This window comes from Massilia sp. BHUDP2, assembly GCF_046236355.1.
In the GTDB taxonomy this organism is placed as follows: domain Bacteria; phylum Pseudomonadota; class Gammaproteobacteria; order Burkholderiales; family Burkholderiaceae_D; genus Telluria; species Telluria varians.
The window spans coordinates 427307-449028 of record NZ_JBJUVW010000001.1 but is presented as its reverse complement, the minus strand read 5'-3'; the positions used below and the strand labels follow the sequence as shown (position 1 = coordinate 449028).

The following is a 21722-nucleotide window of genomic DNA, read 5'->3' as shown; positions in this document are numbered from 1 at the left end:
AGCCGAATGCGATTCTGCACGGCGTTGTTCGATTGCATCAAATTCGCGCCAGTTCGATTGCGCGCACGTGTTCCGTATTCGCCTGAGTTTCGCCGTGCCGATGCGGACACGGGCGAAATCATTTAGTATCGGCACAAGGGCGCTATCGCTCTCTGCTCCACCCACTTCGATAAGAACAACATGAGAACCTACGCCATCGGCGACCTGCAGGGCTGTGCCCACGAAGCCCAACTCCTGATCGACCGCATCGTCGACGACGCGCACCAGCATGGACAAACGCAGCCGCGCATCCTGTTCGTGGGCGACCTGATCAACCGCGGTCCGGATTCGCTGACCGCACTGCGCCGCATGAAGGCGCTGTCCGAAGAGAATCCCGGCCGCATCGAAGCGCTGCTCGGCAACCATGACCTGCACCTGATCGCGGTGGCGGTCGGCGCGCAGCGCAGCAGCCGCTCCGATACGCTCGACGAGATCCTGGCCGCACCCGACCGCGATGAACTCATCGGGTGGCTGCGCCAGCGCCCGCTGGCGATGTTCGTTGATGCGCACCTGCTGGTGCACGCCGGCGTCGCGCCGCAATGGAACGCGGCGCAGACGATGGCGCTGGCGCACGAGGTCGAAGCCGTGCTGCGCGGCGACGGCTGGATCGATCTCCTGGGCCAGATGTACGGGAACGAGCCGAATCAGTGGGACGACAGCCTGACGGGGATGGCGCGCCTGCGCTGCATCGTCAACGCGCTCACCCGCATGCGCCTGTGCGCGCCGGACGGGAGCATGGATTTCCTGCACAAGGAAAGCGAGAGCGGGCCGGAAGGCTCCGGCCTGGTGCCCTGGTTCGACCTGCCCCAGCGGGCCACGGCCGACGTGACCGTGGTGTTCGGGCACTGGTCGGCGCTGGGGCTGGTGCTGCGGCCCAACCTGGTGGGACTCGACAGCGGCTGCGTGTGGGGCGGGAAGCTGACGGCGGTGTGCCTCGACGACCGCTCGCTGCTGCAGGTGGATTGTCCCGAGTATCGGGAGCACAGCGGTAAAAAGTAAGATGGCCGGCAAGGCCGGCCATTGTTGACATCAGCGGTGCAGCTGGCTCAGGTCGCGCACCGCGCCGCGGTCCGCCGAGGTGGTGAGCGCCGCATACGCCTGCAGCGCCTGCGACACGTAGCGCTCGCGCGCCACCGGCTTCCACGCATCGCGGCCGCGCTCTTCCATCTTGCCGCGCCGGTGCGCCAGCTCTTCGAAGCTCACGCGCAGGTTGATGGTGCGCGCCGGGATGTCGATGTCGATGATGTCGCCCTCCTCCACCAGCCCGATCGCGCCGCCTTCGGCCGCTTCCGGCGAGGCATGGCCGATCACCAGGCCCGAGGAGCCGCCCGAGAAGCGCCCGTCGGTGAACAGCGCGCAGGCCTTGCCGAGGCCCTTGGACTTGATGTACGAGGTCGGATACAGCATCTCCTGCATGCCCGGCCCGCCCTTCGGGCCTTCGTAGCGGATGATGACCACGTCGCCGGCGTGTACCGTGTCGCCGAGGATGCCTTCCACCGCCGCGTCCTGGCTTTCGAACACGCGCGCCTTGCCGCTGAACTTGAGGATGCTCTCGTCCACGCCCGCCGTCTTCACGATGCAGCCCTTCTCGGCGATGTTGCCGTACAGGACCGCCAGCCCCCCATCCTGCGAATAGGCGTGTTCGCGGTCGCGGATGCAGCCCGTGCTGCGATCGAGGTCGTTTTCCTCGTAGCGCTCGGCCTGCGAGAACGCGACCTGGGTCGGCACGCCGCCCGGCGCCGCGCGGAACATCCGGTGCACGGCAGGATCGTCGCTGCGCTTGATGTCGTACTTCTCGATCGCCTCACCCATGGTCGGACTGTGCACGGTCGGCAGCGAGGTGTCGAGCAGACCGGCGCGCGCCAGTTCGCCCAGGATGGAGATGATGCCGCCGGCGCGGTGCACGTCCTCGATGTGGTACTTGTCGGTCATCGGCGCCACCTTGCACAGGCAGGGCACCTTGCGCGAAATGCGGTCGATGTCGGCCATGGTGAAGTCCACGCCGGCCTCGTGCGCCGCCGCCAGCAGGTGCAGCACGGTGTTGGTGGAGCCGCCCATCGAGACGTCCAGCGCCATCGCGTTTTCCCAGGCGGCCTTGGTGGCGATCGAGCGCGGCAGCACCGAGTAGTCGTCCTGCTCGTAGTGGCGCTTGGCGACTTCCACGATCAGGCGGCCGGCGCGCAGGAACAGTTCCTTGCGGTCGGCGTGGGTGGCGACGATGGTGCCGTTGCCCGGCAGCGACAGGCCCAGCGCCTCGGTCAGACAGTTCATCGAGTTCGCGGTGAACATGCCCGAGCAGGAGCCGCAGGTCGGACAGGCCGAGCGCTCGATCTCGGCAACGTCGGCATCGGACACCGTGCTGTCGCCAGCCTTGATCATGGCGTCAACGAGATCCAGCTTGATCACCTTGCGGTCGTTGTTGACCACCTTGACCACCTTGCCCGCTTCCATCGGGCCGCCGGAGACGAACACGGTCGGGATGTTCAGGCGCATCGCGGCCATCAGCATGCCCGGGGTGATCTTGTCGCAGTTCGAGATGCAGACCATGGCGTCGGCGCAGTGGGCGTTGACCATGTACTCGACCGAGTCGGCGATCAGGTCGCGCGAAGGCAGCGAGTACAGCATGCCGCCGTGGCCCATGGCGATGCCGTCGTCGACCGCGATGGTATTGAATTCCTTGGCCACGCCGCCGCTGGCTTCGATCTCGCGCGCCACCAGCTGGCCCAGGTCCTTCAGGTGCACGTGGCCGGGCACGAACTGGGTGAAGGAGTTGACCACCGCGATGATCGGTTTCTCGAAGTCGCCGTCCTTCATGCCGGTGGCGCGCCACAGGGCACGGGCGCCGGCCATGTTGCGGCCCTGGGTGGTGGTGCGGGAACGGTAAGTCGGCATGGTGGTCTCCTCGAACAGCGTATCAGCAAAGCACCAGCGTGCCGCCTCGGCTGTGAGTTGTCCAATATATGATTTATTGCTCTGTGATACGTTTTACATATCACGGTGCAATGCTGCGCCGACCGCCTCCTGCGCAGTCTCGGCCAGCTCGCGGCGGTGCGCCCCGGTTGCATCGATCGGCGCCAGCGGCTGCAGCCGCGCGATCACCGGCTTGCCTTCCAGGATCGTGAACAGGCTGTCCACGAAGGTGGTGTCGCCGGTGTAGTCGACCGAATGGTGATAGGCGCCGCTCGCGTCCACATAGGACAGCGCATAGGGCTGCACCGCCACTTTCGCATCGATGGCGGCCTCGAACAGGTTGGCGTGGAAAGGCAGCACTTCGCCCTGCCTGGACGTCGTCCCTTCGGGGAAAAAGGCGACCCGCTGGCCCTCCTGCAAGACGGTAACCAGGCCCTTGAAGATGTGGCGCAGCTCGCGCCGGTTGCCGCGCGCGATGAAGACCGTGCCGGCGGCGGCGGCCAGCCAGCCGAGCACGGGCCAGGAGCGGATCTCGGCCTTGGCCACGAAGCGGCAGGGATGCAGCGCGTTGATGACGAAGATGTCGAGCCAGGAGACGTGGTTGGCCACGATCAGTGCGTGCTCGAGCACGGGCGCTCCCGGCGTCTGCTCGACGCTCACGCGGCACAGGCCGAGCAGCTTGCGCGACCAGCGCCGCGTGAGGCGCTCGCGCGTGGCGAGCGAGACCAGCGGGAACACCAGGGCGCAGGTCGCCAGGCCCGCCACCAGGTGGACCACGACGCGCGCCAGGCGCAGGGCAAGCCGGATCTTCACGATGCGAGCGGGCTCACCTCATCAACGCTGGAAGGCGACGCGCCCGCGCACCAGCGTCGCCCGCACCTGCCCGGCTAGCTCGAAGCCGAGGAAAGGCGTGTGCTTGCCCTGGCTCGCCAGGGCCTTGCGCTCGACCTTCCAGCGGGCCTCCGGGTCGAACAGCACCACGTCGGCCGCGGCGCCCACCGACAGGGTGCCGGCGGGCAGTCCGGCGATGCGCGCCGGGCTCGAGGTGACCTTGGCGAGCGCCTGGGCCAGCGCCTCCTTGCCATCCTGGTCTTCCACCCACTTCAGGGTGAGCGCCAGCAGCAGCTCCAGGCCGGTCGCGCCCGGGGTCGCTTCGGCGAAGGGCAGCAGCTTCTCGTCCTCGTCGACCGGGGTGTGGTCGGAGCAGACCGCGTCCACGGTGCCGTCCAGCAGGGCGGCGCGGATCGCGTCGCGGTCGCGCTGGCTGCGCAGCGGCGGGTTGAAGCGCGCATTCGGGTCGAAGAAGCCGATGTCGGCGTCGGTCATGTGCAGGTGGTGCACGCCGACGTCGCAAGTGACGTTCAAGCCTTCCTTCTTGGCGCTGGCGACCAGCGCCAGGCCGGCCGCGGAGGACATGCGGCACAGGTGCACGCGCGCGCCGGTGGCGCGCATCAGCTCGAAGATGGTGTGCAGGGCGATGGTTTCCGACATGACCGGCACGCCCGACAGCCCCAGGCGCGAGGCCAGCGGGCCGCTGTGGGCCACGCCGCCGCGGCCGATGTGGGCGTCCTGCGGGCGCAGCCATACGGTGTAGCCGAAGGTCTTGGCATACTGCATGGCGCGCAGCAGCACGGTGGTGTCCAGCACCGGCACCTCGGCCTGCGAGAAGCCGATGCAGCCGGCTTCGGTCAGCTCGGCCATTTCGGTGAGCGCCTGGCCCTTCAGGCCCATGGTCAGCGCGCCCAGCGGGTGCACATTGGCCTGGTCGAGGATGCGCGCGCGGTGCTTGAGCATCTCCACCAGGCCCGGCTCGTCCAGCACCGGGTCGGTGTCCGGCGGGCAGACCAGGGTGGTCACGCCACCCTGCATCGCCGCCTGCATTTCGGATTCCAGCGTCGCCTTGTACTCGTAGCCCGGCTCGCGCAGGCGCGCGGACAGGTCGACCAGGCCGGGAGCGACCACCAGGCCGGTCGCATCGAACGTCTGGTCGGCGCTGAAGCCTTCCGGGGCACTGCCGAGGGCGGCGATCTTGCCGCCGGCGATGAACAGGTCTGTGACCTGGTCGATGTTGTTTGCCGGGTCGATCACCCGGCCGTTCTTGATGTGGTAGTTCATCCGTGCGAATTTCACGCCCTGCCTCCTGCCAAAATGCTCATCACCGCCATGCGTACCGCAATGCCGAAGGTCACCTGCGGCAGGATCACCGCCTGGCTGCCGTCGGCCACCGCCGAGTCGATCTCGACGCCGCGGTTCATCGGGCCCGGGTGCATCACGATCGCATCCGGCTTGGCCAGCGCCAGGCGCTCCGGGGTCAGGCCGTAGCTCTTGAAGTACTCCTGCGCCGAAGGCAGCAACGCGCCGCTCATGCGTTCGTTCTGCAGGCGCAGCATGATGATGACGTCGACGTCCTTCAGGCCCTCGTCCATGTCCGTGAAAGTACGAACACCCATCTCGGTTAGACCGCCCGGCAGCAGCGTGTGCGGGCCGATGGCGCGCACTTCCGGCACGCCCAGGGTGGTCAGCGCATGGATGTCCGAGCGCGCCACGCGGCTATGCAGGATGTCGCCGACGATCGCCACCCGCAGGTTGGTGAAGTCCTTCTTGTAGTGGCGGATCGTGTACATGTCGAGCAGGCCCTGGGTCGGGTGCGCGTGGCGGCCGTCGCCGGCGTTCACGACGTGCACGTGCGACTGCCCGGTCTCGACCAGGTGCTTGGCGATCAGGTAGGGCGCGCCGGACTGTGCGTGGCGCACCACGAACATGTCGGCGTGCATGGCCGACAGGTTGTCGATGGTGTCGAGCAGCGACTCGCCCTTGCTGGCCGACGAGGCCTGGATGTTCAGGTTGATGACGTCGGCCGACAGGCGCTTGGCGGCGATCTCGAAGGTGGTGCGGGTGCGCGTGCTGTTTTCGAAGAACAGGTTGAACACGCTCTTGCCGCGCATCAGCGGCACCTTCTTGACCTCGCGGTCGGAAATGCCCACGAAGCTCGAGGCGGTGTCGAGGATGTGGTTGATGACCGACTTGGGCAGTCCTTCGATGGTGAGCAGGTGCTGCAGCTCCCCGTTCTTGTTCAGTTGCGGGTTAAGAAAGATCTTGGACATTGTCTTCTTCAATGGTCAGCGAAAGTTGGCCGGCGTCGTCGCGCTGCAGGCACAGCGACTGCTGCGGCGCCAGCTCGGCGCGGGTGCCGACGTAGTCGGGCGCCACCGGCAGCTCGCGCCCGCCGCGGTCGGCCAGGGCCGCCAGGCGGATGCAGGCCGGGCGACCGTAGTCGAACAGCACGTTGATCGCGGCGCGCACGGTGCGGCCGGTCTGCAGCACGTCGTCCACCAGCACCACCGTCGCGCCGTCGACCGGGAAGCGGATGTGGGTCGGCTTCACGTCCGGGTGCAGGCCCTTCTTGGCGTAGTCGTCGCGGTAGAACGAGACGTCGATGGTGCCGAAGCGCCCAAGCAGGTCGAGGTCGCGCGCGAGGCGTTCGGCCAGCCAGGCGCCGCCGGAGTGGATGCCGACGATGGCGGCATCGGGCACGCCGTCCAGGCCGGCACGGACCTGGCCCAGCAGCTCGCGGTACAGCGCTTCCGCATCGTAGTCTTGATTAGATGTTGGCATGAGCGTCAAAGTATTGTTGCAAAATGATGGCGGCCGCCTTGGCGTCGATGATCTCGCCGCGCCGTTGCGGAATGACGGCGGACGAATAGCGCTCGTCGACGAGTTCGACAGGCAGGTTGAAGCGGCCGTGGAGCTGGTTGGCGAAGCGCCGGCTGCGCAGGGTCATGTCGTGCTCGGCGCCGTCGGGATGGCGCGGCTCGCCGACCACGAGGCGGGCCGGCTTCCATTCGTTGATGAGCTCGCCGATGACCTGGAAACGGGTGGCGTTGTCGACCGCCTTGATGACGGTCAACGGTTGGGCTTGCCCGGTGAGGGTGTTGCCCATGGCAATGCCGATGCGTTTGACACCGAAGTCAAATCCAAAAACGATGTCAACCATCAGGGTTCGAAGCCCCCCTTATGCATGGCCGGCTTCAGTCGCTAGCATTAAAGGATCGATTCCCAGCAGTTTGATGGCGGCGGTATAGCGTTCCTCGATCGGCAGGTCGAACAGGACCTTGGCGTCGGCGCCCACGGTGAGCCAGCCGTTGCGCGAGAGTTCTTCCTCGAGCTGTCCCGGGCTCCAGCCGGCATAGCCGATCGAGACCAGCATGCGGGCCGGGCCGGAGCCGCTGGCGACGGCTTCCAGCACGTCGATCGAGGTGGTGAAGGCGACGTCGTCGGTGACGGAGAGCGAGGACGAGAAGCGTCCGCCCGGCGAATGCAGCACGAAGCCGCGGTCGTCCTGCACCGGGCCGCCGAACATGATCGGCTGGTCCACCACCGAGGAGCGCAAGCCCGGGGCGAGCTTCAGGTCGACGCGGTCGAACAGCACTTCCATCGTCATGTCGGTCGGCTTGTTGATGACCACGCCAAGCACGCCCTTCTCGTTGTGCTCGCAAATATAGACGACGGTGCCGCCGAAGATCGGATCCTGGATCGAGGGCATGGCGATCAAGAAATGGTTGGCGAGGTTCAGCCCTGTAGAAGCCGGGCTGATCTTACCGAGCGTTTCACTCTGTTCCGGTGGCATGCCGGGCATCGGGTGAGTGCTGCCAACTTTGCTTTTTTTCATACGCTTACTCTCACATGGGCCCACTCAGGTTTGACCGCGAAGTGTCCACAAAACAACGTTACGCTTTTCGATAGTTTACACCGAATCGCTGTGGGGCCGATGGAAGCGCCCCGATAGACCCTCGATGCATACCCTGGAAAGACCGCCAGACCGACCCGGATCTGTCCCGCCCAGCTGCAAACGCAGTTCTGTTAGGACGAATCCTACCCAGTAAAATCGGCCGCCACCTTGACCCTGCACACGATGATGAATATGAGCAACTCCCTGGTCTGGTTCCGGCGTGACTTGCGGGCATTCGACCATGCAGCCCTTCACCAGGCCTTGACCTCGTCTAATTGTGTGTACTGCGTTTTCGTGTATGACAGCGACATTCTCGACCCGCTGCCGCGCGATGACCGCCGTGTGCGGTTCATCCACGCCAGCCTGGCCAGCCTCGAGGCCGAGCTGCGTCGGCTCGGCGCTTATCTGATTGTGCGGCAGGGCCGCCCTCTTGAAGTGGTCCCGGCGCTCGCCACCGAATTGGGTGTCGACGCGGTGTTCGTATGTGCCGATTATGAACCCGACGCGGTGGATCGCGACGCACGGATGAAAGCCCGCCTGGCCGCCGATGGTAGGAAATTTCTGAGCTTCAAGGACCAGGTCATCTTCGAACAGGACGAGGTGCTGACCTTGGCCAAGGGACCGTTCTCGGTGTTCACTCCCTACAAAAACGCCTGGCTCAAGCGCCTGGCCGGCATGCCCGAGGCGCTGGCCGCGTATCCGGTCGACCCGTATGCGCAGGCCTTCGCGCCCGCGCCGCCCGACGCGCCGCCCCTGCCCTCGCTGGCCGAGATCGGCTTCGAAGCGGGCGAGCCGCCGCTGCCGGCAGGCATGGAGGGCGCCGAGAAACTGTTCGAGCGCTTCATTGCGCACATCGCCGATTACGGCCGGGCGCGCGACTTCCCCTCGGAGGACGGCACCTCGCGCCTGTCCACCCACCTGCGCTTCGGCACCACCTCGATCCGCCACCTGGTGCGCACGGCGCGCCAGATGATCGAGAACGGCGCCGGCGGCGCCGGCGCCTCGGTATGGCTGTCGGAACTCATCTGGCGCGATTTTTACTCGATGATCCTGGCGCGCAACCCGCAGCTCGTCACCCGCTCGTTCAAGCCGGCCTTCGATGCGCTGGCCTGGGAAACCGGAGAGGAGGCCGATGCGCTGTTCGCGGCCTGGTGCGAAGGACGCACCGGCTATCCGCTGGTGGACGCGGCGATGGAGCAGCTGAACCGCACGGGCTTCATGCACAACCGGCTTCGCATGGTGACCGCGAGCTTCCTCACCAAGGACCTCGGGATCGACTGGCGGCGCGGGGAACGCTATTTCGCGCTCAAGCTGAACGACTACGAGCTGGCCTCGAACAACGGCGGCTGGCAGTGGGCGGCGTCGACCGGCTGCGACGCGCAGCCGTGGTTCCGGATCTTCAATCCGGTGGCGCAGTCGCAGCGTTTCGATGCGCACGGGGACTTCATTCGCGAGTGGGTGCCGGCGCTGGAAGGTTTGAGCGCGAAGGAGATCCATGCGCCATGGCTGGTCGATGCGGAGGTGCTGGCGGAGCGCGGCGTCGTGCTGGGGCGGGATTATCCCTTGCCGGTCGTCGACCATGACACGGCAAGGAAGCGGACCCTGGAACGCTTTGCGGTGATCAAGAAGGCCGCGGGCTGAGCTGCTTGTCCAGCAAACTCTCGATCGCCGCCAGCAACACCGGCTCCTGATAGGGCTTCCCGAAGTAGGCATTCACACCCAGGCCCAGCGCCACATTGCGGTGCTTGTCCGCCGTGCGCGAGGTGATCATGATGATCGGAATCCCCCTGGTCGCCTCCCTGCTGCGCAGCTCGCGCGTCAGGTCGAAGCCATCCATGCGCGGCATCTCGATATCCACCAGCATCAGATCCGGCCGCGACTCCTCGATCTGCTCGAGGGCGTCGACGCCGTCCTTGGCCAGCATCACCCGGTAGCCTTCGCGCTCGAGCAGGCGCTGGGTCACGCGGCGCACGGTGATCGAGTCGTCCACCACCATGATGGCGGCTTTCCGTTCCGGCTGCGCCTCATCGGCAACGGCCGCGAGCGGCGCCGCGGGGCGTTGGGCCAGCGCCACCGGATCGAGGATCAGCACGATCTCGCCCGTGCCCAGCACCGTGGCGCCGGCGATGCCCGGCACCCGTGACAGCTGCGGGCCGATGTTCTTGACCACCACTTCGCGGTTGCCCAGCACCTCGTCCACGCGCAGCGCGATGCGCCCGCCGGCGCCGTGCACGACCAGCACCGGGTTCAGGCGCTGCAACGCGCCGCCCTTGCCTTCGCCCAGCAGCACGGCGAGCGTGTGCAGCGCGTGCGGCTGGCCGGCCACGGCGATCGCGCCGGCAGCCTGCGCCGCGCCCAGTTCGGTGTCGCGCACCTGCAGCACCTGCTCGACCAGGGTCGCCGGCAAGGCATGGGTGCGCCCGCCGCTCGCGACCAGCACCACTTGCGCCACCGCCAGCGTCAGGGGCAGGTGGATGGCGAAGCGCGTGCCCTTGCCCGGCTCGGTCGAGACCAGCACCCGGCCGCCCAGCGCCTGCGCCTCGGAGCGCACCACGTCCATGCCGACGCCGCGCCCGGCCAGCTCGGTGAGCGTGTCGGCGGTCGAGAAGCCTGGCTCGAAAATCAGTTCGGCCGCTTCCTGGTCGTTCACGACCTGGCCAGGCCCCAGCAGGCCCAGGTCGCGCGCCTTGGCGCGGATGCGCTCCAGGTCCAGCCCGGCGCCGTCGTCGCTGAAGACGATCGCCACTTCGTTGCCGTGCTGGCTCACCTGCACCAGCACCTCGCCGGTCTCGGGCTTGCCGGCATCCACGCGTGCGGTGCGCGCTTCGATGCCGTGCACGATCGCATTGCGCAGCAGGTGTTCGAAGGGCGCCGCCATCTGTTCCAGCACGCTGCGGTCGATTTCCACCGAGCCGCCGCGGATGTCGAGGTTGACGCGTTTCTCGAGTTCCTTCGCGGTCTGGCGCGCGATCCGGAACAGGCGCTCGGCCAGGTTCGCAAACGGCACCATGCGCACCCGCATCAGGTCGCGCTGCAGGTCGCGCGTCATGCGCGATTGCGCCGCCAGGTCTTCGACCGCGCTGTCCACCGTGCGCGACAGGCTTTCATGGAAGGCTTCGACGTCGTTCACGCTCTCGGCCATCATGCGCGTCAGTTCCTGCAGGCGCGTGAAGCGGTCGAACTCGAGCGGGTCGAACTTCTCCTCGCCGGCGATCGACAGGGTGGATGCGATCTGCGACTCGGCCTGCATCTCGATCTCGCGCATCTGGCGGCGCAGGCGGTCGAGGTTGTCCGAGAAGTCCGTGAGCGCGCCCTTGATCGTGCCGACCTGGTTTTCCAGGCGCGAACGCGAGATCGACACCTCGCCGGCCTGGTTGACGACGCGGTCGAGGATGTCGGCGCGCACCCGCACCAGCGGCGCGCGGCTGCCCGGCTGCTCGGCGGGCGCCGGTACGCTTGCAGGCGCCGCCATCGCCGCGGGCTGCTGCAGCTGTTCGAACAGCAGCAGGGCCCCGTCATAGTTCGCCAGCAGTTCGTCGAACGCCGCCGGCGTGGTGGTCCCGGCGTGCACCATGTTCTCGATCTGGGTTTCCAGCTCGTGGGTGTGCTGGCCGAGGCGCATCGCGCCGGCCATGCGGGCGCTGCCCTTCACCGTGTGCAGCGCCCGCAGCAAGCCCTGGGCGATGGCATGGTCCTGCGGGTTCTGCTGCCACTGGCGCAGGCCGTTGCCGATCTGCGGGAACAGGTCGGCGCCCTCTTCCAGGAACACCGGCAGCAGGTCCGGGTCGAGTTCGTCGGTGAAGGCCGGGCTGGCAGCCAGCACGCTGTCGGCCGCGGCAGGCGCCGGCGCTGGCGCGGGTTCCGGCACCGGTTCGGTGACCATGTCGAGCACCGCCGCCACGCTTTCCGGCGCCGCATCGAGCACCGCCTCGTCCGGCGTGACCGCGACAAACGCAGGCTCCGGCTGCGCCGGCGCGGCCTGGTCGAGGGCCGGGGCGGCAAACGGGTCGTCGAGGAAGCTGTCGAACAGGTCGTCGATCTCGTCGGCCACGCGCTCCTGCTGCTGTTCTTCGCGCGGCGCAGCTAGCTGCTCGATCGGTGGTGGCGCGGCCAGGATCTCACTGTAGGCGGAGGCGAACAGGGCGTCGAGCGTCACGGCCAGCTCCGGATCGACCTCGCCATACACGCTTGCCGCCTGCTGGCTGGCCAGGCGCGCCAGCAGCGTGTCGAGCTGGGCGATCAGCTCCGGCTGGGCCGGGGGCAGTTCGCCGAGGGCGAACACCTGCAGCATCGTGCGCACGCGCGACAGGGCCGACTCCAGCAGTTCACGGCCGTCGTCGTCGAGCACCGGGCCCGGCGCCGCCAGCTTTTCCAGCACCAGCTCGAGCGCATGGGCGACGTCGCGCAGCGCGGTGTAGCCAACCGTGGACGAGGTGCCGGCCAGGGTGTGCGCCGCCTTCAGGGCCTCCGGCGAAGCGCGCCGTTCCGGTTCCGCGCGCCAGTCCTCGAAGTCCTGCGCCAGCAGCTGCACCAGGGTCTCGGCCTCGTCGAGGTAGATCGTGTACAGGCCGAGCGGGATGTCCAGGCCGCCGATGCGTTTGGTGTCCGCCCGGGGCTCGGGTTCGGGCTCGAGGATATCCTCGAGCACCGGCACCGGGAGCTCTTCAGGCGCACCGCCCTCCAGCACCCGCGCCGCGGCCGCGACCAGCGCCGCGCTGTCGCGCTGCGATGCGCCGCCGGCGGCCAGTTCGGCCACCCAGGCGGACAGTTCCGCATGCGCCTGGCGCAGCAGGCCCAGCAGCTCGGGGGTGGCGCTGCGCGCCTCGGCCAGCCACAGGTTCATGACGCGCTCGACCGCGGCGGCGCCTTCTGCGAAGCTGTCGAGGCTCACCATGCGGCTGCTGCCCTTGAGCGTGTGGAAGCCCCGGCGCAGCAGGGTCAAGGTCTCCTGACTGCCCGGATTGCTCTCGGCCTGGGGCAGCGCTTCCAGCACGAAGCCCAGCACTTCCTGGGCCTCCAGGATGAAGATTTCGAGCAGTTCGGACTCGATGGTGGCTTCCTGCTGCCGTGCTTCCTGCGTCGCGGCCTCCTGGGCCGGGGCGGGTTCCGGCGCCGCCTCGACGAATTCGAAGGGCAGCTCGCGCAGCAGGCGCTTCTCGAGGTCGAAGGTGAAGCGCCCCCTGGCCGCTTCGCTGTCCTGCGCCAGCAGGTCGGTGAAGAAGCCGAGCGCGCCGATGTTCTGGGCGATGTTGTGCAGCACGGCGGACTGCGTGCTCAGCTCGCCGGCGCTGGCCTCCAGGGTCCGCACCTCGCCGGCGACGTGGCGCACGGCCTGCACGGCCTGTTCCTGGTCGAGGATGGCCAGCGCGCCCTGCAGCTGGTGCAGCACCGGCTCGGCCTGGGCCAGCACCTCGCGCCTGGCCGGGTTGTCGTAGTAATCGTCGAGCAGCTTCTCGACCTGGCGCAGGCCGGCCTTGATCTCGCCGGCCAGCACCGCCACGGTCTGGCCCTGCTGGATCTGGCGCGCCAGTTCTCCCTGCCACTGCGGCGCATCCGGCGGAGTCTCGCCGGCGGCCAGCGCCAGCAGGCGCGCGCCGACCGCTTCGGCATTCTCGGCAAAGTCCTCGGGCAGCTGGCGCAGCTGGTCCAGGCCGTTCTCGACGAACAGCATGGCGGTGGCCATCTCGAGCTTGACCTCGTCGCTGCGGCCGGCCTGCATGGCGTCCGTCGCGGCGCGCCCGAGTTCGCGCATCAGCTGGGCCAGGGCGGGGGCGCCCAGCTTTTCGCTGGCGCCGGCCAGGCGCGAGAGCTGTTCGTTGAAATCTTCCTCGACCTCGAGGTCGCCCTCGGTGGCGATGCGGTCCCAGTCCGACTTGGTGCGGGCCAGCGCCTCGCGCGCTTCCTGCAAGGTGGCCTGGTCGATGCGCCCGTAGCGGCGCGCGGCGTAGTCGTGCGGCACCAGGCCGTCCAGGCCGCAGGCCTGGCGCAGGCGCTGGGCGTCCGGGTTCGGCCGGGCGGCTGCGGCGACGAAGAACAGCGCGTCGCGCAGCATCGCGTCCGGCGTGCCGCCCTGCCCCTGCGACAGGCGGCGCAGCTGCAGGTTGACCTGGCCGAGCAGCTGCTTCACATACAGGTCGCTGTCGATCTGGCCGTCGGCCACCACGCCGGCAAAGGCATGCAGCGCCTGCCAGAACAGGCGCGCGCGCGGCTCTTCCTGGCTGGCCGCGATGGGCGCCAGCGCGTCGCGCATGCCGGCCGCGTGCTGCGCGTCCCCGCTCTTCAGGTAGGGCAGCAGCGCTTTTTCGAAACGCGCGCGGCAGGCCGCGACGTCCGGTTTGTCGCCGGATGCGGGCGTATCCAGTTCGACACCCTTGCCGAGGCCGGCGGGCAGCAGGTCGGACGGGTGGATGCGTTCCACGCCCAGCTGCTCCTGCAGGTCGCGGTAGTAGGGGAACAGGCGCGCCGGCTGCTGCCGGCTGCCGGCCAGCAGCTCGTCGAGGTATTCGACCAGGGCCTGGTAGGCGTCCTGCACGGTCTTGACCGCGTCAAGCGTGCACGCGACCCGCCCGTCCTTGAAAGCGTCGATCAGCTGTTCGGCCGCGCCGCCCAGCACCGCGGCGCCTTCCACGTCCACCAGCTGCAGGGCGCCGTCGGCCTGGTGCAGGTGGGTCTTCGCGTGCAGCAGCAGGGTCGGTTGCGCTTCAAGGCTGCGCCCGGCCGCATCGCGCAAGGCCGTGCCCGAGCGTCCCAATGCATCCCTGATCTCGCCGATCACCCAGGACAGGGGACCGGTATCGAAGGCTGGCATGCGTTGGGAGGATGGGTTCGTCATGGGCTCGGGTTACAGGTGATGATGCTGGTTATGCCGCCACGCGGAAGCGCGACACGGAATCCTTCAGTTCCTGGGCCAGCAGCGCCAGTTCGCGGATCGACTGCGCCGTCTGGCGCGTGCCGCCCTGGGTCTGCTCGGTCACCGAGAGGATATGCTGCATATTATGGGCCACACCGTTGGCGGACGTCGCCTGCCGTTCAGCCGCGCCGGAAATCTCCTGGATCAGCTCCGCCAGGCGGTTCGACACGCGCGAGATGTCGATCAGCGCCGCACCGGCCGCATCGGACAGGCGCGCGCCCTCGACCACGCCCTGGGTCGACTTTTCCATTGCCGCCACCGCGTCGTGGGTGTCGGCCTGGATGGTGCGCACCAGCGCGCCGATGCCCTTGGCCGCCTCGGCCGAGCGCTCCGCCAGGCGCTGCACCTCTTCCGCCACCACCGAGAAGCCGCGCCCGGCCTCGCCCGCCGACGCGGCCTGGATCGCCGCGTTCAGCGCCAGCACGTTGGTCTGTTCGGTGATGTCCGAGATCAGGTCGGTGATCTCGCCGATCTCCTGCGAGGATTCGCCCAGGCGCTTGATGCGCTTCGAGGTTTCCTGGATCTGCTCGCGGATCTCGTTCATGCCCAGGATCGCGTTCTGCACGGCGCGCGCGCCCTGCTCCGCCGCCGCCACCGACTGGCGCGCCACGTCGGCCGATTCGGTGGCCGAACGCGACACCTCGGAAATCTCGGTGGCCATGCGCAGCACCGTGCTCGATGCTTCCTGGATCTCGTGCGACTGGGCGTCGGCCGCGCCCAGCAGCTCGGTCGACACCGCCTGGGCGCCGCCGGCGGCGCGCGTCACCTGCTCGGCGGTCCTGATGACGCGCAAGACGAGTTCGCGCAGTTCCTCGACCGTGTAGTTGACCGAGTCGGCGATCGCGCCGGTGATGTCTTCCGAGACGGTGGCGTGCACGGTCAGGTCGCCGTCCGCCACTTCCTGCAGTTCGTTCATCAGGCGCAGGATCGCCGCCTGGTTCTGGTCGTTGGTAGCCTTGGCTTCCTCTTCCTTGGCCTGGGCCAGCTGGCGCATCGCCTCGGCCTCGCGGCGGCGCGCTTCGGCGCCGCGCGCGCGGTTGCGCGAGTCCAGCAGCATCACGCGGCTGATGCTGCCGCCCATGGCCAGGGTGAAGATCGAGGCGCCGACCAGCAGCCAGAACCAGCCGCTCCTGGTGTCCAGCGCGCTGCGGTACTGGAGCTGCGCCCGCGCCAGGGTCGAGCGCAGGCCCTCGTTGTCGCGCGCGATGACCTGCTCGGCGGCGTGGGAGGCATTGAAGTTGTGCCCGTTGGTGGACAGCGGCGCCAAGCCTTCCTGCCAGCCCTTGTAGGCGGTGCGCGCATCGACGACGCGCTCGCGCAGGACGGGATCGATGCCGGCGCCGTTGCCGTCGGCCAGGCTGTCGAGCAGCGCGCCCAGTTCGGCGCCGTCGCGCACGATGGCGCGGGCGGCCTCGCGGTGGGCCGCGCCCGGCGCCAGGAAGGCATGGGTCGACACCGACAGGCGCTCGGCCAGCGCGGCCAGGCGGCCAAGGGAGGCGTTGCCGGGCTGCTTGTCGGCGATCGATTGCAGCTCCTTGGCGAGCGGCTCGAACTTGTCGACGCTGGCGCCGAAGCCGACCAGGTGGCGCTTGTTGCCGACGATGGTGGTGGCGGCCGCGTTCGAGGCGACCCAGGCCGAACGCGCCTTGGCCAGCAGCGATTGCAGCTCGCCGGAGGACGCGGGGATGGCCTTGCCGTCGGCCTGGCCGCCGCGCGCCAGCAGCTGCAGCAGGCGGCCGACTTCGGCGCGGCTGTCGTCGAGTTCGTTGAAGGCGCCCATCTCGCCGCGCAGGGCGTTCGGTGCGGCCTTGGCCACGCGCTGGGCATGCATCAGGGCGTCGGAGGCGATCTGGCCCTGGTTCGAGACCACGTCGGTGCGCGCGGCGTTCTGCCACATCGACAGCACGGTCAGCAGGATGCCGGCCACGAAGGCGGCCAGCACCAGGCGCAGCTGGCGCGACAGCGACAGGTGGCCGATCAGCGGCAGGCGCAGCTCGTCGCCGTCGCCGGCGGATTCACCCGCGCCCGGCTGGGATTTGCGCGGGCGGGTGCTGCCGAGGCGGCGCGCGGCGGCGTCGGCCGAGCCATGCGCGGCGCCCTCATGGGAAGGCGGCGCCAGCACGCCGGGGCCGAACTGGGTGTCGGGCGAGGCCATCACGGTATCGTCGTCCGCGTTGTCTTTCGAGAATACGTTCATGCTGAGTTTCGAGGCGAATCCCATACCGGCTCCTGGTCCTGCTTTTGTTGTATTGGTTAGCTGCGTCCGTCCGGCTGCTGCGCCACGTGCAGGAAGCGCTCTTCCCGCACCAGGGCCGCCAGCGAGAGCGGCGTCCACAGCTGGTCGTCGGCGTCGCGCAGGACCTCGCCCTCGCGTTGCATGCCGGCCGCCTGGCGCAGGCCGTACACGCGGTCGGCCAGCAGCGCGCAGTTGAAGCCGAGCGTGGGGGCGAAGGTGACGAGACGCGCGGACGGCCCCGAGGCCGGCTGCCCTTCCTCGCCGAGGTAGCGCGCCAGGTCGATGACGCCGACCAGGGTGCCGCGCACGTTGGCCAGGCCCAGGTACCAGGGCTGGGTCAGGGGCACGCGCGCCAGCGGCACTGGCGACACGATTTCACCGGCTTCCAGCAGGTCGAGCAGGTAGCGGGTGCCGCCCACCTGCATGCCGAGCTGCTGGATCGGCGCGCCGCCGCCGCCCTTGGCCGCCTGCATGCGCTCGAGCAGCTGCTCCTGGTATTCGCGCAGGCGGGTGCGGCGTGCCGCAGGGTCGAGCCTGGACTCGCCCCCGCTCATGCTGCGGCGGCCGCCGGGCTGGCGTCGAGCGAGGCGATGCTGGCCAGCAGCAGCGCCGGGTCGACCGGCTTGATCAGGTAGTCCTTGGCGCCCTGGCGCATGCCCCAGATGCGGTCGGTTTCCTGGTTCTTGCTGCTGCAGATGATGACCGGGATCTTGCTCAGCTCGGGGTCGCGCGCGATCGAGCGCGTCACCTGGAAACCGTTCGCGCCGGGCATGACCACGTCCATCAGGATCAGTTGCGGGCGCTCGGCGCGGATCTTGTCGATCGCCTCTTCGCCATTGACGGCGGTGCTCACGGCATAGCCGGCGCGCGCCAGGATGTCGGTCAGGTAGAAGCGTTCGGTCGGGGAATCGTCGACGATCAGGATGTGTTGAATGGCCACCTTGGGCTCCGGGGTCGGTAATCGGTCAAGCCTTCGCCGCCGTGTGCTCGCGCACCGCGGCCAGCAGGCTGTCCTTGGAAAATGGTTTGGTGAGGTAGGCGCTGGCGCCCACCATGGCGCCGCGCGCACGGTCGAACAGGCCGTCCTTGGACGACAGCATCAGCACCGGGGTGGCGTGGAAACGCGCGCTCTTCTTGATCAGGGCGCAGGTCTGGTAGCCATCGAGGCGCGGCATCAGGATGTCGCAGAACACCAGCGCAGGGTGATGGTCGTTGATCTTGGCCAGCGCATCGAAGCCGTCATCGGCCAGCACCACCTGGTAGCCGGCCTGGGTCAGGAAGATTTCGGCGGAGCGGCGGATCGTGCTGCTGTCGTCGATCACCATGATGGTCAGGCCGGTTGGGTGCGGCGATGTCGTCATTTTCGTTTCACTTCAGCATGAAGCGCCACGATAGCACAGGGTTTTCGCCTTGTGCGTGATGTGTTGCAACAAGTCAACTTTTACGTAACTTCCTGCAAACACACATGTTTTTGACACAATCTTAAATAGCGGTCATCTCGAAATCGTCCTTGCGGGCGCCGCATTCCGGGCAGGTCCAGTTCATCGGCACATCGGCCCAGCGGGTGCCCGGTGCGATGCCGTCGTCCGGGGCGCCGGCGGCCTCGTCATAGACCCAGCCGCAGATCAGGCACATCCAGGTCTGGAAAGGGGCCGTCGAATCGTTACTCACAATATGCTTCCTCGGTAAAGTAAAATGGAGAGTCGCGTATATTAATCCAGGCGTCGTGCAAAACCAAACCTTACCCCTGATCCTGACATTTGGCGTGTCCGACCCGGTCGGCGCGCTCGGCGTGCAGGCCGACCTGGCCGCCTTCGCCGCGCACGGATGCCACGGCTTGTCGGTGGTCGCCGGGCTGCTGGTCGCCGACAGCGCCAAGGTGGAAAACCTGCACGAAGTCGACAGCGACTGGATGGCCGACCAGGCCCGGGTCCTGCTCGAGGACATGCCGGTGGCCGCCTTCAAGGTCGGCGCCGTGGCCACCGTGCTGCAACTGGCGGCGATCGCCGAGATCGTGTCCGACTATCCGGACGCGCCCCTGGTCCTCGACCCCTTCCTGTCCGCCCTGCCCGACTCGGGCCTGGCCGACGAAGAGATGCTGTCCGCGATCCGCTCGATCCTGGCGCCGCAGACCACCGTCTTGATGCTGTCGCAGTCGGAGCTGGGCCGCATGGCCGAGACCTGGCGCGACGTGCCGGACGAGGGCGAAGAGAGCGCGGATGCCCTGCTGGCGGACGTCGCCGAACTGACCAATGCAGGCTGCCAGTACGTGCTCGTCACCGGCACCCGCGACAAGGACGGCACCTGCTCCAACACCCTGTTCGACGCCGACGGCGTGGTCGCCAAGGTCGAGTACCAGCACCTGCCGGGGCCTTTCGTCGGCGCCGGCAACACCTATTCGGCAGCCTTCACCGCCCTGATGGCCTGCGGCATGGAAGCGCCGCAGGCGCTGTTCGCCGCCCAGGAATACACCACCGGCGCGCTCGAACACGCCCAGCGCTTCGGCATGGGCAAGTTCATTCCCAACAAATTCTACCGGGGCTGAACAAGTCCCTTTCGCTATCATGACTGACAACACCTCGAAGAACGACCAACTGTTCGCCCGCGCCCAGCAAACCACGCCGGGCGGCGTGAATTCGCCGGTGCGCGCCTTCCGCTCGGTGGGCGGCACGCCGCGCTTCATCACCCGCGCCGAAGGCCCGTATTTCTGGGACGCCGACGGCAAGCGCTACATCGACTACATCGGGTCCTGGGGTCCGGCCATCGTCGGCCACGCGCACCCGCAGGTGATCAAGGCGGTGCAGGAAGCCGCAAGCCGGGGCCTCTCCTTCGGCGCCCCGACCGAAGGCGAGATCGAGATCGCCGAAGAGATCTGCCGCCTGGTGCCGTCGATCGAGCAGGTGCGCCTGGTCTCGTCGGGCACCGAGGCGACCATGAGCGCGCTGCGCCTGGCGCGCGGCGCCACCGGACGCGACAAGATCGTCAAGTTCGAAGGCTGCTACCACGGCCACGCCGATTCGCTGCTGGTGAAGGCCGGTTCCGGCCTGCTCACCTTCGGCAACCCGACCTCGGCCGGCGTGCCGGAAGACTTCGTGAAGCACACCCTGGTCCTCGACTACAACAACATCCCGCAGCTGGAAGACGCCTTTGCCTCGATGGGCGACACCATCGCCTGCGTGATCGTGGAGCCGGTGGCCGGCAACATGAACCTGATCCGCGCCACGCCGGAATTCCTGCAGCGCATGCGCGAGCTGTGCACCGAGTACGGCACGGTCCTGATCTTCGACGAAGTGATGTGCGGCTTCCGCGTAGGCCTGGGCGGCGCCCAGGAGATGTACGGCATCAGGCCGGACCTGACCGCGCTGGGCAAGGTGATCGGCGGCGGCCTGCCGGTGGCGGCTTTCGGGGGCCATGCGGAGCTGATGCAGAAGATGGCGCCGCTCGGCCCGGTGTACCAGGCCGGCACCCTGTCGGGCAACCCGGTGGCGGTGGCGGCCGGCATGACGACCCTGAAGCTGATCCAGGAGCCGGGCTTCTACGAGAAGCTGGGCGCGGCCAGCGCGCGCCTGGTGCAGGGCCTGACCGAGGCGGCGCAGGAGAACGACATTCCCTTCTGCGGCGACGCGGTGGGCGGCATGTTCGGCTTCTACTTCAGCAACAGCATCCCGTCGACCTACGGCCAGATGATGGCGGGCGACAAGGAGCGCTTCAACCGCTTCTTCCACGGCATGCTGGACGAGGGCGTGTATTTTGCGCCGGCCATGTTCGAGGCCGGTTTCGTGTCGGCCCAGCACAGCGATGCGGTGATCGACGAGACGGTCGAGGCGGCGCGCCGGGTGTTCAAGCGCATCGGCTGACCAGGCTGTAAAAACAAAAACGGGCGATGAAATAATATTTCACCGCCCGTCTCTTTTTGAAATTTTATTTCATCAGCGCAGCCAGCCGCGGCGCTGGAAGTACAGCAGCGGCGCCGCGATCGCCGCCACCATCAGGCCCAGCGCGAAGGGATAGCCGTAGGCCCACTCGATCTCCGGGAAGACCTTGAAGTTCATGCCGTAGATGCTGGCGATCAGGGTCGGCGGCAGGAAGGCCACCGAGGCCACCGAGAAGATCTTGATGATCTTGTTCTGGTTGATGTTGATGAAACCGACGGTGGCATCCATCAGGAAGTTCACCTTGTCGAACAGGAAGGACGTGTGGCCGTCCAGCGATTCGATGTCGCGCAGGATCTGGCGCGCTTCCTCGAACTGGTCGGCGTTCAGCAGCCGGCCGCGCATCAGGAAGCTGACCGCGCGCCGCGTGTCCATCATGTTGCGGCGGATCCGGCCGTTCAAGTCTTCCTCGTGCGCGATCGCGTTCAGCGCGGCGGCCGCGTCCTGGTCGGTGAATTCCTTCTGCAGCACGCGGGTGGAAACTTCTTCCAGCGCCTCGTAGATGCCCTCCAGCGCGTCCGCCGAGTACTCGGCGTCGGTCGCGTACAGGTCGAGCAGCACGTCCATGTAGTCTTCGATCGAGCCGGGACGCGAGCGCGCGCGCAGGCGCACCAGGCGGAACACCGGCAGGTCGTCGTTGTGCACCGAGAACAGGATTTTCCCGGACAGGATGAAGGCGACCGTGACCACGCGCGAGGGGCCGTCCTCTTCCTCGAGCAGGAAGTCGGTGCGCAGGTGCAGGTCGCCGTTCTCGGCTTCGTAGTAGCGGGCCGAGGCCTCGATGTCCGACACCTCGTCCTCGCCCGGCAGCGTCACCCCATAGGTCGTCTTGACCAGGATGCGCTCCTCGTCGGTGGGTTCGTTCAGGTCGACCCAGACCGGCGTCACATTCTCCAGGTCTTCGCGCGAGTCGACGCTGACCTGGTTCAGGCGGCCATTTTGTAGGACAAATACGTTGATCATGCG

General features: G+C 67.9%; 18 protein-coding genes. 4 read left to right on the top strand and 14 right to left on the bottom strand.

Annotation, left to right across the window (positions count from 1 at the left end):
* Positions 1-180 precede the first annotated feature (180 nt).
* Entirely contained in the window at positions 181-1038 is an 858-nt protein-coding gene (locus tag ACK6C6_RS01960) for a symmetrical bis(5'-nucleosyl)-tetraphosphatase (protein WP_409265612.1), read from the top strand.
* A 30-nt stretch (positions 1039-1068) separates the two neighbouring features.
* Here ACK6C6_RS01960 and ilvD read toward each other — a convergent pair whose 3' ends face one another.
* The 7 genes from ilvD to ACK6C6_RS01925 all read right to left on the bottom strand — a co-directional run bounded on the left by ilvD (position 1069) and on the right by ACK6C6_RS01925 (position 7576).
* Positions 1069-2931: a dihydroxy-acid dehydratase gene (gene ilvD / locus ACK6C6_RS01955; RefSeq protein WP_209587443.1), complete on the bottom strand. Its 1863-nt coding sequence runs from the start codon at positions 2929-2931 to the stop codon at positions 1069-1071.
* A 93-nt stretch (positions 2932-3024) separates the two neighbouring features.
* A complete protein-coding gene (locus ACK6C6_RS01950; protein WP_409265611.1) occupies positions 3025-3762 on the bottom strand; it encodes a lysophospholipid acyltransferase family protein in 738 nt (245 codons plus the stop codon).
* A 21-nt stretch (positions 3763-3783) separates the two neighbouring features.
* Positions 3784-5064, bottom strand: a complete 1281-nt coding sequence (locus ACK6C6_RS01945; protein ID WP_409267293.1) for a dihydroorotase — start codon at positions 5062-5064, stop codon at positions 3784-3786.
* Between the two features lie 11 nt (positions 5065-5075).
* A complete protein-coding gene (locus ACK6C6_RS01940) occupies positions 5076-6053 on the bottom strand; it encodes an aspartate carbamoyltransferase catalytic subunit (protein ID WP_409265609.1) in 978 nt (325 codons plus the stop codon).
* Complete coding sequence (gene pyrR, locus ACK6C6_RS01935) at positions 6034-6564, bottom strand: bifunctional pyr operon transcriptional regulator/uracil phosphoribosyltransferase PyrR (protein WP_285375096.1); 531 nt, start codon at positions 6562-6564, stop codon at positions 6034-6036. Before pyrR ends, ACK6C6_RS01940 begins: the two co-directional genes overlap by 20 nt.
* Positions 6551-6943, bottom strand: a complete 393-nt coding sequence (gene ruvX, locus ACK6C6_RS01930; RefSeq protein ID WP_036214949.1) for a Holliday junction resolvase RuvX — start codon at positions 6941-6943, stop codon at positions 6551-6553. Before ruvX ends, pyrR begins: the two co-directional genes overlap by 14 nt.
* An 18-nt stretch (positions 6944-6961) precedes the next feature.
* Positions 6962-7576 carry a YqgE/AlgH family protein gene (locus ACK6C6_RS01925; RefSeq protein WP_409265608.1) on the bottom strand — a complete coding sequence of 205 codons (615 nt, stop codon included), beginning with the start codon at positions 7574-7576 and terminating at the stop codon, positions 6962-6964.
* Positions 7577-7864: 288 nt separating this feature from the next.
* Here ACK6C6_RS01925 and ACK6C6_RS01920 point away from each other — a divergent pair, with 288 nt between their 5' ends.
* Positions 7865-9319: a cryptochrome/photolyase family protein gene (locus tag ACK6C6_RS01920; protein ID WP_409267292.1), complete on the top strand. Its 1455-nt coding sequence runs from the start codon at positions 7865-7867 to the stop codon at positions 9317-9319.
* On the opposite strand, the gene ACK6C6_RS01915 is transcribed toward ACK6C6_RS01920, so the two are convergent.
* From ACK6C6_RS01915 to ACK6C6_RS01890, 6 genes are all read right to left on the bottom strand, one after another.
* A complete protein-coding gene (locus ACK6C6_RS01915) occupies positions 9300-14510 on the bottom strand; it encodes an Hpt domain-containing protein (RefSeq protein WP_409265606.1) in 5211 nt (1736 codons plus the stop codon). The genes ACK6C6_RS01920 and ACK6C6_RS01915 overlap by 20 nt on opposite strands.
* A gap of 28 nt (positions 14511-14538) precedes the next feature.
* Positions 14539-16785, bottom strand: coding sequence for a methyl-accepting chemotaxis protein (locus ACK6C6_RS01910; protein ID WP_409265605.1), 2247 nt, complete (start codon positions 16783-16785; stop codon positions 14539-14541).
* 56 nt (positions 16786-16841) lie between these two features.
* Positions 16842-17378: a chemotaxis protein CheW gene (locus ACK6C6_RS01905; protein ID WP_409265603.1), complete on the bottom strand. Its 537-nt coding sequence runs from the start codon at positions 17376-17378 to the stop codon at positions 16842-16844.
* The gene (locus tag ACK6C6_RS01900; protein ID WP_409265602.1) at positions 17375-17764 is read right to left on the bottom strand and encodes a PleD family two-component system response regulator; all 390 of its coding nucleotides are present in this window, start codon (positions 17762-17764) and stop codon (positions 17375-17377) included. Before ACK6C6_RS01900 ends, ACK6C6_RS01905 begins: the two co-directional genes overlap by 4 nt.
* Before the next feature lie 25 nt (positions 17765-17789).
* Positions 17790-18185 carry a PleD family two-component system response regulator gene (locus tag ACK6C6_RS01895; protein WP_036215297.1) on the bottom strand — a complete coding sequence of 132 codons (396 nt, stop codon included), beginning with the start codon at positions 18183-18185 and terminating at the stop codon, positions 17790-17792.
* 121 nt (positions 18186-18306) lie between these two features.
* Positions 18307-18459, bottom strand: a complete 153-nt coding sequence (locus ACK6C6_RS01890) for a rubredoxin (protein ID WP_029755924.1) — start codon at positions 18457-18459, stop codon at positions 18307-18309.
* A 91-nt stretch (positions 18460-18550) separates the two neighbouring features.
* Between ACK6C6_RS01890 and ACK6C6_RS01885 the strand changes: the two genes are divergently transcribed.
* Positions 18551-19369 carry a hydroxymethylpyrimidine/phosphomethylpyrimidine kinase gene (locus tag ACK6C6_RS01885; RefSeq protein WP_409265601.1) on the top strand — a complete coding sequence of 273 codons (819 nt, stop codon included), beginning with the start codon at positions 18551-18553 and terminating at the stop codon, positions 19367-19369.
* A gap of 19 nt (positions 19370-19388) precedes the next feature.
* Entirely contained in the window at positions 19389-20681 is a 1293-nt protein-coding gene (hemL, locus tag ACK6C6_RS01880; protein WP_409265600.1) for a glutamate-1-semialdehyde 2,1-aminomutase, read from the top strand.
* Between the two features lie 72 nt (positions 20682-20753).
* Here the strand turns inward: hemL and corA are convergent, their stop codons facing one another.
* Entirely contained in the window at positions 20754-21719 is a 966-nt protein-coding gene (gene corA / locus ACK6C6_RS01875; protein ID WP_036215305.1) for a magnesium/cobalt transporter CorA, read from the bottom strand.
* Positions 21720-21722: the final 3 nt, after the last annotated feature.

Bases quoted from the DNA above. Each gene is read 5' to 3' on its own strand.
- ACK6C6_RS01925 (WP_409265608.1), bottom strand. From the start codon at position 7,576: ATGCCACCGGAACAGAGTGAAACGCTCGGTAAGATCAGCCCGGCTTCT.
- corA (WP_036215305.1), bottom strand. From the start codon at position 21,719: ATGATCAACGTATTTGTCCTACAAAATGGCCGCCTGAACCAGGTCAGC.
- ilvD (WP_209587443.1), bottom strand. From the start codon at position 2,931: ATGCCGACTTACCGTTCCCGCACCACCACCCAGGGCCGCAACATGGCC.
- ACK6C6_RS01915 (WP_409265606.1), bottom strand. From the start codon at position 14,510: ATGACGAACCCATCCTCCCAACGCATGCCAGCCTTCGATACCGGTCCC.
- ACK6C6_RS01910 (WP_409265605.1), bottom strand. From the start codon at position 16,785: ATGAACGTATTCTCGAAAGACAACGCGGACGACGATACCGTGATGGCC.
- ruvX (WP_036214949.1), bottom strand. From the start codon at position 6,943: ATGGTTGACATCGTTTTTGGATTTGACTTCGGTGTCAAACGCATCGGC.
- ACK6C6_RS01890 (WP_029755924.1), bottom strand. From the start codon at position 18,459: ATGTGCCTGATCTGCGGCTGGGTCTATGACGAGGCCGCCGGCGCCCCG.
- ACK6C6_RS01940 (WP_409265609.1), bottom strand. From the start codon at position 6,053: ATGTCCAAGATCTTTCTTAACCCGCAACTGAACAAGAACGGGGAGCTG.
- pyrR (WP_285375096.1), bottom strand. From the start codon at position 6,564: ATGCCAACATCTAATCAAGACTACGATGCGGAAGCGCTGTACCGCGAG.
- ACK6C6_RS01945 (WP_409267293.1), bottom strand. From the start codon at position 5,064: ATGAACTACCACATCAAGAACGGCCGGGTGATCGACCCGGCAAACAAC.
- hemL (WP_409265600.1), top strand. From the start codon at position 19,389: ATGACTGACAACACCTCGAAGAACGACCAACTGTTCGCCCGCGCCCAG.
- ACK6C6_RS01960 (WP_409265612.1), top strand. From the start codon at position 181: ATGAGAACCTACGCCATCGGCGACCTGCAGGGCTGTGCCCACGAAGCC.
- ACK6C6_RS01905 (WP_409265603.1), bottom strand. From the start codon at position 17,378: ATGAGCGGGGGCGAGTCCAGGCTCGACCCTGCGGCACGCCGCACCCGC.
- ACK6C6_RS01895 (WP_036215297.1), bottom strand. From the start codon at position 18,185: ATGACGACATCGCCGCACCCAACCGGCCTGACCATCATGGTGATCGAC.
- ACK6C6_RS01920 (WP_409267292.1), top strand. From the start codon at position 7,865: ATGAATATGAGCAACTCCCTGGTCTGGTTCCGGCGTGACTTGCGGGCA.